Genomic DNA, 12,550 nt, shown 5'->3' on the forward strand with positions numbered 1-12,550 from the left:
CCATCAGATATCCAGCGGTCGGATGAAGTTGGCGAAGGAATAGAGACGGATGTTGATGCGCCTCAGGAACTCGAAACTCTTGCCCTGTCCGGTATAGATCGCAACCGCCGCATGACCACCGGCCGGGAAGATACGGTCTTCGGGCACATCCACGGTGATCTGCACCGCAATCCGACCCGGAAGTTCGGGCAGCTCAAAGCCGGGCAGGCGGCCCGAGGGCAGGTACTGCCCCTGACGGGTGGCCCACCAGATCGCCTCGACCTTGCCGGTCAGGATCTCACCGGGATAGAGGTCCAGCGCCACTTCAACCGGCTGACCAACCTCGACGAATTTCAGGTTCTGTTGTCGGAAAGTGGCCAGGATATAGGGATTATCCTCGGTCACAAAACTGGCGATTGCACCAAGGCGGATGTCACCGACAACCAGCCCGGGCCGCGCCTGTTGCGAGACGATCATGCCGTTTTCAGGCGCATAGATGGTGGTGTTGTCGAGAAAATACTGGGCCTGATCCAGCTCGGCCTGTGCCTGAATGATGCCGGTATTCACCCCGTCGATCTGGGAATCCAGCGCCAGATTGGCTTTTTCCAGATTGGCCACCGCCTCTTTGATCAGCGCCTTATCTTCGGTGACCTGCTCGTTCCAGCGATCCAGCTCGTCCTGCCGCGCACCGCCTGCGGGCACAAGGTTTTCATACCGCGCTTTCTGGGTCTGGGCATAAGCCAGTTGCGCCTGCGCCCGTTCCACCGCCTCGGCGGCTGCGATCACGTCTTGTTCCAGGATCTTGGCGTTTTGCTGAGCCCCCACCAGCTGCGCCTGGGCCTTCTTGACAGCCAGCTCATAGACGGTGTCGTCAAAGCGATAGAGCGGCTCGCCTTTGGTGACGATGGTGTTGGGTTCCACCAAAACCTCGGTCAAAAGCGTCGGCTGGGTCAGCTTGGGCAGGATCTGGATGGTCGAACGCACCACATGGCTGTCGGCCGAGAAGGGCTGAAAGAAGCGCAACGCGACCAGAAAGATCAACAGAAGATGCGCACCGACCCAGAACGAAACGATGCCCCAGGCCACGTTGAACTTCAGCCATTGCGCCTTGAAGAAAACAAACCAGACGAAAATGATGTAAAATAATGTGATGCCGAGGGCGACAAACATGGTTTCAGAATTCCTTCGGCCTTAGCTTTTCTGTGTGCCGTCTGCGGTCGGCATATCCGAGTCGGTTTGCTCTTGGTATTCCGGCTTGATGTCGCCACCCAGTCGCGTGATCTCATCCCGGATGGCTTTTTTCTCTTCGTCCGGACCACGGCGCATATCGACGGTGACGCCATCATGGAAGGCCCAAATAAAGGCGTGGACCCAGGGGATAATGGCCAGAAATCCCATCCATCCCATGATTTTGACGGCTTCGGCATGGGGGTGATTACGCTTGATGGCGATGCGACCGGGCAAACCCATAATGAACAGGAACACCCCCATCACCGCCGCAAGCAACAGGATCAATGCCACAAATGTCAGGTAGTCATAATAGCCCAGGGGCTGCCCCAAAAGTCCCATGCCCGCCTCTCAGATTTGTAAGGTTGCTCTATCCTCAAACGGGCACAACCTGTCAGTCAATTACTTTATGGTGAATCTTTGCAAAGTAAGACGCCCCGCATGTTGGGTGGGGCGTCTGTCTGTTGTGTTACGAGGTTTCAGCGGTTGCGTCAGGTTTGCTTTTGCTGCCTTTCAGCCACTCGCGCAGGCTTTGCATCAAGGCATAGAGCACCGGCACCACGATCACGCCCACCAGTGTTGCAGCGAGCATCCCGCCGAAGACAGCAACACCGATGGCCTTTTGGCTGGCCGCACCCGCACCGCTGGCGGCCAGCAGCGGAACCACGCCCAGCAGGAAGGACAGGGCGGTCATCATCACCGCGCGGAAACGTTGATATGCGGCCTCGGCTGCTGCCTCTTTGATCGACAGGCCTTTGGCGCGTTGTTCCATCGCAAACTCGACGATCAGAATGCCGTTCTTTGAGGCCAGCCCCACCAGCATGATCATCCCAATCTGCGTATAGAGGTTGATGTCACTGCCCACGATTGCCACAGCCGCGACCGCACCGAACAGGGCCACGACGACGGACAAAAGGATCGACACGGGCATTGACCAGCTTTCGTATTGCCCCACCAGGAACAAATAGCCGAACAGGATCGCGAGCCCCAGGATCACGATCACGAGCCCACCCGAGGCCAGCTGTTGCTGCGCGGTGCCTGTCCATTCAAAGGCATAGCCGGGGGGCAGTGCGGTGGCGGATTCCTCGGTCATCACAGTGATCGCATCGCCCGAGGACAGGCCCGGTGCCGGGACTGCCGTGACAGTGGCCGACCGGAACAGGTTGTGTCGTTTCAGCAGAACCGGTCCCAACACGTTTTCGACATCGATTAGCGTTCCCAGCGGGACCATCTCACCCTGTTGCGACCGGACATAAAGGTTTGCGATATCGTCAACAGTGTCGCGATAACTGCCATCGGCCTGGATCATCACGCGATAGACGCGGCCAAAAAGGTTGAAGTCATTGACGTAATAGGAGCCCAGCTGCGCCTGCATGGTCTGGAAAATCTCTGCCACCGAAACATCCAGTGTCTTAGCCTTTTCCCGATCCAGATCGACAAACAACTGCGGGACGTTGGCGCGGAAAGTCGTATAGGCCTGACCGATCTCGGGCCTCTGGTTCGCCGCATAAACAAACGATCCCACAGCCGAGGCCAGATCCTGCGGCGTGCCGCCTCCGGTCTGCTGCACCTCCATCTCGACTCCGGCAGACATGCCCAGGCCCTGAATGGGTGGCGGGTTGAAGGCCACGATGGACGCCGCAGATTCGCCATTGGCAATGGCCAGAACCTTGCCAAGGATCGCATTGGCGCTCAGGTCGTCCTCCTGCCTGTCGGCCCAGTTTTCCAGATTGACAAAGATCGCAGCGCCATTGGTGGTGGTGCCGTTCAACAGGGAAAACCCGTTGACCAGAACCGTGCTGGACACGCCCGGAATTTGGCGGATCTTTTCATCGACACGCGCGGTGACAGTTTCGGTCCTCTCCAACGTCGCGGCGTCGGGCAGTTGGATGTCGACAAACAGGTAACCGTTATCTTCGAGCGGTATGAACCCGGCTGAGGTGTTGGACATGATCGTCCCGGTGCCCAGACCCAAGCCTGCCACGATGGCCAGGGCTATGGCCGGGAAGACCAACAGCTTGCGGACAATCGCGACATAGCCATTGCGGACAGTGCCGATAAAGCTTTCGAACATGGCCAGCAGCCCCTTTGGGGGGCCAGACCGGGCGCGCAGGACCAAGCCGCACAAAGCGGGCGAAAGCGTCAGCGCGTTGATCGACGAGATCACAACAGCGGTCGAAATGGTCACGGCAAATTGCGAATAGAGCCTACCTGAGATGCCCGGCATAAAGGTTACCGGCACAAACACGGCCAGCAGAACAAGCGTGGTTGCGATGACCGGGCCTGTGATTTGCCCCATGGCTTTGCGGGTGGCCTCAGCCGGTGGCAAGCCCTCATCCGCAATGATCCGTTCGACGTTTTCAACAACAACAATCGCGTCGTCCACCACGATCCCAATGGCCAGCACAAGGGCAAACAATGAGATCGTGTTCAGCGACATTCCAAAGGCCAGCAGAAAGGCAAACGTGCCGATCAGCGAGACCGGAATGGCCACCGCCGGAATGATCGTTGCCCGCCAACTGCCCAGGAATACAAACACCACCGAGATCACGAGGACAAAAGTCAGGATCAAGGTCGAGACCACATCGTTCAGGGACGCTTCGACAAAGTCGGTGGTGTTGAAGGGAACTTCATATTCCACATCGCTTGGAAAGGCGCGGGACAGGCGTTCAAGCTCTGCCTGCACGCGATCAGATACGGCCAAGGCGTTCGCACCTGGTGCCTGATAAATGCCGATCACGGTTGCCGGAACCGCCTGGAAATAGCCCGAGGCAGAATAGAAGGCGGCCCCCAGCTCGACCCGCGCGATGTCGCGCACGCGGACTATCGCGCCTGCATCGCCTGTGCGGATGACGATATCGCCAAACTCTTCGGCGGATGTAAGTCGACCCTTGGACTTGATCGTATACTGAAAGGTCTGGCCCTCGGGCACTGGAGGTGAACCAATCGCGCCTGCAGAAACCTCGATATTCTGTTCCCGGATCGCATTGATCACATCACCCGGAGTGATCGACAAAGCAGCCATCTTGTCCGGATCCATCCAGATCCGCATGGCATATTCCAGATTGGTCAGAACATCCGCCTTGCCCACGCCTTGTACGCGCGCCAGCGCGTCGCGCAGGTTGATCGAGGCATAGTTTGACAGGAACACGCTGTCATAGGTGCCATTGGGCGAGGTCAAAGTGACCAGCATCAGCATGTTGGTCGAAGATTTCTGTGTCACCACACCGGACGAGGTGACCTCGGTGGGCAGCGACGACATCGCCTGCGCAACGCGGTTCTGCACATTGACCGAGGCGATATCCGGGTCTGTGCCGACCTCGAACGTGACGTTCAGGGAATAGGACCCGTTGTCTGACGATGTGGACGTCATATAGATCATATCGTCCACACCATTGACCTGCGCCTCAATCGGAGCGGCCACGGTGTTTTCGACCGTCTCGGCATTGGCGCCGGTATAGGTGGTGGTCACGCTGACCACGGGCGGCGTAATATCAGGGAACTGCGCCACCGGCAGCACCATATAACCGATACCGCCCATGATGGTCAGCACCAGCGAGATGACAAGCGCCAGCTTGGGCCGGCTGATGAACAGGGCAGAGAACATCAATTATTCTCCCGGCTGTTCAGAGGCGACAACCGCGTCCACGGCCACACCCGGGCGAACGCGCTGCAGGCCCTCGACAATCACGCTTTCCCCTTCGCGCAACCCGTCCAGCACGATGATCGCTGTCCCGACCGTGTCACCGGTGGTGATATAGCGCTGTTCGACCATCTGCTTGTCATTGACCACCAGAACAAACTCACCGCGTTGGTCCCGTTGCAGGGCTGCCTGTGGAACAAGGACTTGCAGAGTGGGTTCCAGAGCTTCGATCTGAACATTGACAAACGCGCCGTCCAGGATCAGGCGGTCGGTGTTTTCGAACTGTGCGCGCAGAGTGATGGCACCGGTCAAAGGATCGATGCGGTTGTCGATAAAGACAATCGTGCCGATTTCATCCAACTCCTCTCCGTTTGGCAGTACCACGTGCACATTGGGGCTTTGCGGACTGTCCGCGAGCGAGGCCGCGTTTTCACCAAAGGATTGCAACACCGAGGTGAACATTTTTTCGTTGATCGAAAAGTTCACATAGATCGGTGTTTCCGACACTATGTTGACCAAAGGCGGATTGCTGGGTCCTACGACATCTCCGACACTGGTGGTGACTGACCCGATCCGCCCGTCAAACGGGGCATGGATTTGGGTGTAGCTGAGGTCCAGCTCGGCCTGTTGGATGGCTGCGTTGGCGGCTTTGACCTCTGCCTCGGCAACCAACTCATTCGCGCGCGCAATGTCACGTTCCGACTCCGGGGTCGCATCGCGCTTATACAGCTCTTCCTTACGGGCGAGGTCGACCTTGGCCAGTTCCAAATTGGCTTCGGCCCGGTCCAGATCCGCCTTGCGTGCCTGCAAAGTTGCTTCGTAGAGGTCGGGCTCAATGGTGAACAACAAGTCACCGTCCTTCACCGTGGCACCGTCTTCCACCTCGCGACTGTTCAGAAAGCCGTTCACGCGGGCGACGATATCGACATTGTTGATCGCTTCGGCCCGTCCGATAAACGTGGCCTCATCCGTGATTTCTTCGGTATAGGCGGCTGCGATCGACACTTTCGGCGCGGCGGCTTGATCTTGCGCAGCGACCGGATGCGCCAGCCCCAAAGGCACCAGCATCAAGGCTGAGACCAAAGACCTGTAAGTGCAAAAGGACAGGGGGGAGGAAGGGGACATGGCAAACGCCTCGATCGATTTGGAACAAATGTCGCCCGGCCCGCGCATTCTGTCGGGCCGAGTCGGTAAAGCTTGGTCTCAGGATGACTGCTTTGGGACTAATTCTCAAGCGCGATGAGTCATCGACTTTTGGCGGTCAGCACAAAAAGTTTCAGCAGATAGGCCGGTTTAGATGACGGTCACGCTCGCGCCAAATCGAAAACAGGGGACCAGTGGCGCCCTGTTTGAACGTGCAATTTTTGTTTGTTCAGCTACGGGTTCCGGCGAATTTTTCCTGCCAGTCCTCGCGCTGCTCATCGGTAATTTTGGCAAATAGAACCTCGGGCACAGTGAACTCATGCCCCGCAGGCAACGCCCCAAGCGCGGCTTCGACGTCATCGGGCCAGCTTGTATCCAGCGTGTTCATCGCACTCAGCATCCGGGCTGAGGTGTCGGGAATGAACGGCGCGCTGAGAATGGCATAGAGACGGATCAGGTTCAGCCCCAAGCGGACCTGAGCTGCTGCCTGTTCTGGATCTTCCTTGAAGGTCGACCAGGGGGCCGCCGATTGCAGGTATTCGTTGCCGGCAACCCAAATCGCCCGCAATTCCTGCGCCGATTTGCGAACCTCCATGGCCTCCATGAACCCTTCATAGGCACGCACGCGTTTGGTCAACTCAGCAATCAGCGCCTGTTCACGCTCACCAAATGCACCACCTTCGGGCACGGCCTCACCGAATTTCGAGCGGCAGAACTTGGTGATCCGGCTGACAAAATTGCCCAGCACATCGGCCAAATCCTTGTTGACCGATTGCTGGAAGTTTTCCCAGGTAAACTCGCTGTCGCTGCTTTCAGGCGCATGGCTCAACAGCCACCAGCGCCAATAGTCTGACGGCAGGATCTCAAGCGCTTGGTCCATGAACACGCCGCGTCCCTGGCTGGTCGAGAACTGGCCGCCGTCGTAGTTGAGGTAGTTGAAGGATTTCAGGTGGTCGACCATCTTCCACGGCTCACCTGACCCGAGAATTGTGGCCGGGAAAGAAAGCGTGTGGAAAGGCACGTTATCCTTGCCCATGAATTGCACATAGCGCACGTCATCGGCACCCTTGTCGGTACGCCACCACCGTTCCCACTCGGCATCCGGTTTGCCGCAGGCATCGGCCCATTCCTTGGCGCAGGCGATATATTCGATCGGCGCATCGAACCAGACGTAAAAGACCTTGTCCTCCATGCCCGGCCAATCCTGATCACCTTTCTTGACCGGCACGCCCCAATCCAGATCGCGGGTAATGCCGCGGTCTTGCAGACCATCACCGTCATGCAGCCACTTTTTGGCAATCGACGTGGTTAGAATCGGCCAATCGGTCTTGCTGTCGATCCAGGCATCCAACTGATCCTTCATCGCCGATTGGCGGAGGTACAAGTGCTTGGTCTCGCGCACCTCGAGATCGGTCGAGCCAGAAATGGCTGAGCGCGGATCAATCAGGTCGGTTGGGTCCAATTGTTTGGTGCAGTTTTCACACTGATCGCCACGGGCACGGTCATAGCCACAGTTGGGGCAGGTGCCCTCGATATAGCGGTCTGGCAGAAATCGGCCATCCGCGTTGGAATAAACCTGTTTCTCGCTGACTTCACGGATCAGTCCAGCCGCATCCAATTTGCCCGCAAAATGCTGGGTCAGTGCTTTGTTCTGATCGCTGGACGAGCGGCCAAAGTGATCAAAGCTCAGGCCAAAGCGCTTGGCGATGTCGGCCTGAACCCCATGCATTTCCGCACAATATTCGGCCACGGGTTTACCCGCTTTGGCCGCTGCCAGTTCCGCCGGGGTGCCGTGTTCATCGGTGGCGCATAGGAACATGACCTCATTCCCTCGGCCACGCTGATAGCGCGCGTAAAGATCGGCGGGCAATTGCGAACCGATCAGATTGCCGAGATGTTTGATCCCGTTGATGTAGGGGATCGCCGAGGTGATGAGAATCCGAGCCATTTTGCGTGTCCACGTTTCTGTCTGCGCGCCCGTCTACCTTATGTCACCGGTTAGCAAAAGGGTGGGTTTCGCGCGGCTGTGCAGAAAACCGAACATCGGGCTGAAAAACCACCTTTCAAGAGATTGCAATTCCTGTCCGAATAGGGCGTCACAGTACCCATAGGTTGAAACCTGGAATCACAACCTCTTGTAATTTCGTTATAACTACCCATTTAGAGTGTATACCAAAGTATACAAAAACGAGGGCATATTGCTGATGTTTGACTTTCTTCTCGACGGCGCATTTGCGCCTTTCACCATGGCGCTGGCGCTGCTGTTTGGCCTGTTGGGCCTTGAGCTGATCGCCTTGTTGCTGGGTGGAAGCTTGCTGGCGGGCGAGGGGGAAGTTGATCTGGACGTGGTAGATGCCCCTGATCTGGATGTCGCGGATTTCGATCTGGACATCGATGCAGATATCGATCTGGGCGATTTCGAACTAGCCGAGATCGAGGCAGAGGCACCGGAGATGTCGACCGCTGGCCCGATTGCCTGGCTGGGGCTGGGCAAGGTGCCGTTCATGATCTGGCTGGTGGTCTTGCTGGCCGGGTTTGGCCTTTCGGGCATGGGCTTGCAACTGGCGCTGCGCGATCTGCTGGGCTTTGACCTGCCCAGTTGGATGGCCGCGATCCCGGCTGGTGCGTTTGGCCTGTGGTTTGCACGTGGCTTTGGTGCTGTCTTCTCGCGGCTCTTGCCCAAAACCGAGACCGAGGCGATGTCCGAACGAATGCTGGCCCGCCGCCGCGGGGTGATTACGCAAGGCACTGCGTCCCGTGGCCGCCCGGCTGAAGTGCGCGTGATGGATCGGTTTGGCAATACGCACCACCTGCGCGCCGAGCCTTTGCAGGACAAAGACGTGCTCGAACGCGGCACCGAAGTGCTGGTGCTGCGCGACCGACGGCGTGACCGGTTCGTTCTGGTCGGTTTGTCAGACTAACCAATTTAACCCCAACTTGGAGGATTTTGCATGGAAGGTACTTTCCTGATCATTTCGGTCGTCACGATTCTGGCCGTTCTACTGTTCATTGGCCTTGTACTGGGCCGTCTCTACAAACGCGCAACCCGCGAGATCAGCTTGGTGAAAACTGGCGCGGGGGGCAAAAAGGTCATCATGGATGGTGGCGTTGTCATCGTGCCGTTGCTGCACGAGGTCAGCCCGGTCAACATGAAAACCCTGCGACTCGAGGTACAGCGCAGCGGTGAGGCCGCCCTGATCACCAAAGACCGGATGCGCGTAGATGTGGGCGTCGAGTTCTATGTCTCGGTCATGGCCACAGAAGAAGGCATCGCCCGCGCGGCCCAGACTTTGGGCGACCGTACCTTTGACGTCGAACAACTGCGTGAGATGATCGAAGGTAAACTGATCGATGGCTTGCGCGCGGTGGCCGCGCAGATGACCATGGATGGGCTGCACGAAAACCGTGCTGACTTTGTGCAAGAGGTGCAGAACGCCGTGTCCGAGGACCTGTTGAAGAACGGTCTGTCGCTGGAATCCGTCTCACTGACCGCGCTTGACCAGACCCCGTTTGAGGCGCTGGATGAGAACAACGCCTTTAACGCCGTTGGTATGCGCAAGCTGGCCGAGGTGATTGCGGTGTCGAAAAAGGAACGCGCGCAGATTGATGCCGAGGCCGAGGTTGAGGTGCGCCGTGCTGCGATGGAAGCGGAACGTCAGAAGCTGCTGATCGAGCAGGACGAGGCGCAGGCGCGGATCGAGCAGACCCAGAAGGTCGAGACCCTGCGCGTGGCGCAAGAGGCCGAGATTGCCGCCCGGACCGAGGATTCGGTGCGGGAAACCGAGCGCGCTCGGATCGCACGCGAAGAAGCCATCCGCGCCGCCGAGATCGAACGCGAGCGCAAGATCCGCGACGCCGAGATCGCCAAAGAGCGTGAGATCGAAGTGGCCGAACAAGAGCGTCAGATCATTATTGCGCAGAAATCCGAAGAAGAAAGCCGCGCGCGTGCGTCAGCTGATCTGGCCCGCGCTGAGGCAACCAAGGCATCCGAGGCCGTGGCAACCGCCCGTGAGGTGGCCGAGGCCGAGCGTCAGAAGCAGATCGTACTGATCGAAGCCACCCGTGAGGCCGAACGTCAGGCCACCGCGATCCGCCTGTCTGCACAGGCCGAGAAAGAGGCTGCAGCTGACCGCGCCGAAGCCCGTCGCGAAGAAGCGCAGGCCGAAGCGGATGCGTTGAACATTCGCGCCGAGGCCAAAAAGAACGACATGCTGGCCGAGGCGGAAGGTAAGCGTGCGATTGTCGAGGCCGACAACGCGCTGTCCGCGGCCCAGATCCGCATGAAGGTCGATATGGCGCGGATCGAGACGATGCCGTCGATCATCTCGGAAATGGTCAAACCGGCTGAAAAGATCGACTCGATCAAGATCCACCAGGTGGGCGGTATCGGCGGTGCGACTGGCGGAGGCACGGCCGGTGGAGACAAGCCGGTGGTCAATCAGGCGCTCGACTCGATCATGGGCATGGCGGTGCAGATGCCCGCGCTCAAGAAGCTGGGTGATGAGCTGGGCCTGTCGATGGAAAACGGGGTCGCCGGTGTTGTGAACGGCGCGTTGGAGGCAACGCCCGATCCGGCTGATGCGGAGGTTATCGAGGACGACGCCGCTCCGACACAGCAGTAACACAGAATGGGCCGGGATTTTCCCGGCCTTATTATTTCTCTCTCGCGCGCTTCAGCAGACGCCCGATGGTGAAGGATGTGCGCGGGGCATAGACGTAATTCGTACGCGCCTCGGGTGTTGGGCGGGACCGCATCCGGGCCAGGCCAAACACGATCAGCCCCAGATGGCCCAAAGCCACAAAGGCAAACAGCGCGCCCGGGCCGAACTGCTGGATCAACGTCGATGAAATATAGGGCGAAGCGATAGCGCCCAGCGCGAACCAGAACATCAGTGCAGCTGACAGTTCGACCCGTTCCTCGGTGGTGGCAAAGTCGTTGGCGTGGGCGGAAGAGACCGAAAAGATCGGAAATGTTGTCAGGCCAAAGAATCCAGCCGCCAGCATGACCCCAAGAGTTCCGGATCCGCTCGCCCCCATAGTGATCGCACAGCTGAGTACCGCAGCCGCCGAAAGCCAAATCAGAACCCAGCGTCGATCGTATTTGTCGGCCAGCCACCCGACCGGGTATTGCGCCAGCGCGCCACCCAGAACAAATGCCGCCAGGAAAAAGGCGATTTGATCGACGCCCAATCCGACCTCTTGCCCGTAAACCGGGCCGACCATGCGGAACGAGGCCGAGCTAAGCGCGGCGACAATCACACCTGCCACGGCAAGCGGCGAACTGCGCCAGGCCAGTTTGGGACGCAGGCGCGGGGCATCAGGGGTTTGGGGTTGGCTCGCTTTTGTCAGGGTCAGCGGCAACAAAGAGGCGCAGCACAGGATCGCCAGCAGGTTATAGGACACATAAGAGGCGGGTGGCAGCACGGCGATGATCAACTGCGCGCAAAGGGACGCGCCAAGATCGGCGATGCGATAACTGCCCATCACACGTCCGCGCGACGCGTTTGTGACCTTTGCATTCAGCCATGCCTCGATCACTGTATAGCATCCCGCCACGCAGGTGCCGGAGGCGATCCGAAGGAAGGCCCAGATGGTCGGGTTCTCGGTCAGCGTATGGCCCAGCAGGCCCATGGCACCAAGTGCTGTGCAAACAGCAAAGGCACGGGAATGGCCGACGCTGCCCATCAGGCGGGGGGCCCACCAGCAACCGATGAAAAAGCCGATGAAATGCGCTGACCCCAACAGCCCGATCTGCTCGGTGGTGAAATCCAGCGTCAGCCCCGAGATCGCATCCAGCGGACCAACGCCGCCGGTCGAAAGCTGCAAGAGAATGACGGAAAGAAAGAGGGCGGCAAGGGAAATGATTAGGCGCATAACGGGCCCAGATTGGTCCGATCGTCAGGTTATGCGCGCGACTATTCGACGCCTGAGCGTCGTTTTTTGTCTTTCTGTATCATTTGTCGCGAATGATCTGTGCGCGAATGTCGAGGCCAACAATGTCGTCCACCAGATCTGGATAGCCCGACGCGCCATAGCTATGACGATCCAGTGCTCCTCTCAGGCGAATAGAGAGATTGTCCAGATCATCCGGTGCGCTTCCGGGGCGACGATAGAGCGCCGCATCCAGGGTCACAGGCATGGTAACACCACGCACGGTCAGGTCGCCGGTGATCTTTGCTCCTTCCGAGATCCGTCCGTTGGGCCCCAGCTGAATTTTGGTTGATCTAAAGCGGATGGTGGGATGATTGCCCGCGTTCAAGACGCTTTCACCAAGCATCGGGGCGCGCGCAAAGGGCAGTTTGGTGCGGGCATCTGCGACGTTCAGAACAACATCCACCACGCTGTTTTGAAGGCGCTTGGTGTCCAGATGGATAAGAACCGATTGTATAGGCATGGTGCCGGATTGCGCCACGCCAGACAGATCAAAGGTGAAGCCCACCGATGTTCCTTTGGGCGACAGCACATAGGGAATCAACGCGGTTTGCGCCAGGCCAACCGCGGGCCAGGCGGCGAATGCTGCAATCAGACTGCGTCGGGTGAATGCCGTCATATCCATTC

At 58.6% G+C, this 12,550-nt stretch carries 9 protein-coding genes; 2 read left to right on the plus strand and 7 right to left on the minus strand.

Going from position 1 to position 12,550, the window contains the following annotated elements:
* Window positions 1-3: 3 nt before the first annotated feature.
* The 5 genes from GOX45_RS04875 to metG form a co-directional block, all read right to left on the minus strand.
* Window positions 4-1,149: an HlyD family secretion protein gene (locus GOX45_RS04875; protein ID WP_171098572.1), complete on the minus strand. Its 1,146-nt coding sequence runs from the start codon at window positions 1,147-1,149 to the stop codon at window positions 4-6.
* Window positions 1,150-1,170: 21 nt separating this feature from the next.
* A complete protein-coding gene (locus tag GOX45_RS04880; RefSeq protein ID WP_171098573.1) occupies window positions 1,171-1,548 on the minus strand; it encodes a DUF3302 domain-containing protein in 378 nt (125 codons plus the stop codon).
* Window positions 1,549-1,675: 127 nt separating this feature from the next.
* Complete coding sequence (locus tag GOX45_RS04885; protein WP_171098575.1) at window positions 1,676-4,813, minus strand: efflux RND transporter permease subunit; 3,138 nt, start codon at window positions 4,811-4,813, stop codon at window positions 1,676-1,678.
* Window positions 4,814-4,816: 3 nt separating this feature from the next.
* Window positions 4,817-5,974, minus strand: coding sequence for an efflux RND transporter periplasmic adaptor subunit (locus tag GOX45_RS04890; protein WP_254445934.1), 1,158 nt, complete (start codon window positions 5,972-5,974; stop codon window positions 4,817-4,819).
* Between the two features lie 247 nt (window positions 5,975-6,221).
* Window positions 6,222-7,940, minus strand: a complete 1,719-nt coding sequence (gene metG, locus GOX45_RS04895; RefSeq protein WP_171098579.1) for a methionine--tRNA ligase — start codon at window positions 7,938-7,940, stop codon at window positions 6,222-6,224.
* Between the two features lie 256 nt (window positions 7,941-8,196).
* On the opposite strand from metG, the gene GOX45_RS04900 reads away from it, so the two are divergent.
* On the plus strand, window positions 8,197-8,913 hold the full coding sequence (locus GOX45_RS04900) for an OB-fold-containig protein (protein ID WP_171098581.1): 717 nt from the start codon (window positions 8,197-8,199) through the stop codon (window positions 8,911-8,913).
* Window positions 8,914-8,943: 30 nt separating this feature from the next.
* A complete protein-coding gene (locus GOX45_RS04905) occupies window positions 8,944-10,614 on the plus strand; it encodes a flotillin family protein (protein ID WP_171098582.1) in 1,671 nt (556 codons plus the stop codon).
* 31 nt (window positions 10,615-10,645) lie between these two features.
* Here the strand turns inward: GOX45_RS04905 and GOX45_RS04910 are convergent, their stop codons facing one another.
* Together GOX45_RS04910 and GOX45_RS04915 are read right to left on the minus strand one after the other, a co-directional pair.
* Window positions 10,646-11,866, minus strand: a complete 1,221-nt coding sequence (locus tag GOX45_RS04910) for an MFS transporter (RefSeq protein ID WP_171098584.1) — start codon at window positions 11,864-11,866, stop codon at window positions 10,646-10,648.
* A 79-nt stretch (window positions 11,867-11,945) separates the two neighbouring features.
* Window positions 11,946-12,548 (minus strand): YceI family protein, encoded by a 603-nt coding sequence (locus GOX45_RS04915; protein WP_254445935.1) that lies wholly within the window; start codon window positions 12,546-12,548, stop codon window positions 11,946-11,948.
* Window positions 12,549-12,550 lie beyond the last annotated feature (2 nt).

Source organism: Ruegeria sp. HKCCD7255 (assembly GCF_013031565.1).
Lineage (GTDB): Bacteria > Pseudomonadota > Alphaproteobacteria > Rhodobacterales > Rhodobacteraceae > Ruegeria.

Bases quoted from the DNA above. Each gene is read 5' to 3' on its own strand.
- GOX45_RS04890 (WP_254445934.1), bottom strand. From the start codon at position 5,974: ATGTCCCCTTCCTCCCCCCTGTCCTTTTGCACTTACAGGTCTTTGGTC.
- GOX45_RS04905 (WP_171098582.1), top strand. From the start codon at position 8,944: ATGGAAGGTACTTTCCTGATCATTTCGGTCGTCACGATTCTGGCCGTT.
- GOX45_RS04915 (WP_254445935.1), bottom strand. From the start codon at position 12,548: ATGGATATGACGGCATTCACCCGACGCAGTCTGATTGCAGCATTCGCC.
- GOX45_RS04910 (WP_171098584.1), bottom strand. From the start codon at position 11,866: ATGCGCCTAATCATTTCCCTTGCCGCCCTCTTTCTTTCCGTCATTCTC.
- GOX45_RS04880 (WP_171098573.1), bottom strand. From the start codon at position 1,548: ATGGGACTTTTGGGGCAGCCCCTGGGCTATTATGACTACCTGACATTT.
- GOX45_RS04900 (WP_171098581.1), top strand. From the start codon at position 8,197: ATGTTTGACTTTCTTCTCGACGGCGCATTTGCGCCTTTCACCATGGCG.
- GOX45_RS04875 (WP_171098572.1), bottom strand. From the start codon at position 1,149: ATGTTTGTCGCCCTCGGCATCACATTATTTTACATCATTTTCGTCTGG.
- metG (WP_171098579.1), bottom strand. From the start codon at position 7,940: ATGGCTCGGATTCTCATCACCTCGGCGATCCCCTACATCAACGGGATC.
- GOX45_RS04885 (WP_171098575.1), bottom strand. From the start codon at position 4,813: ATGTTCTCTGCCCTGTTCATCAGCCGGCCCAAGCTGGCGCTTGTCATC.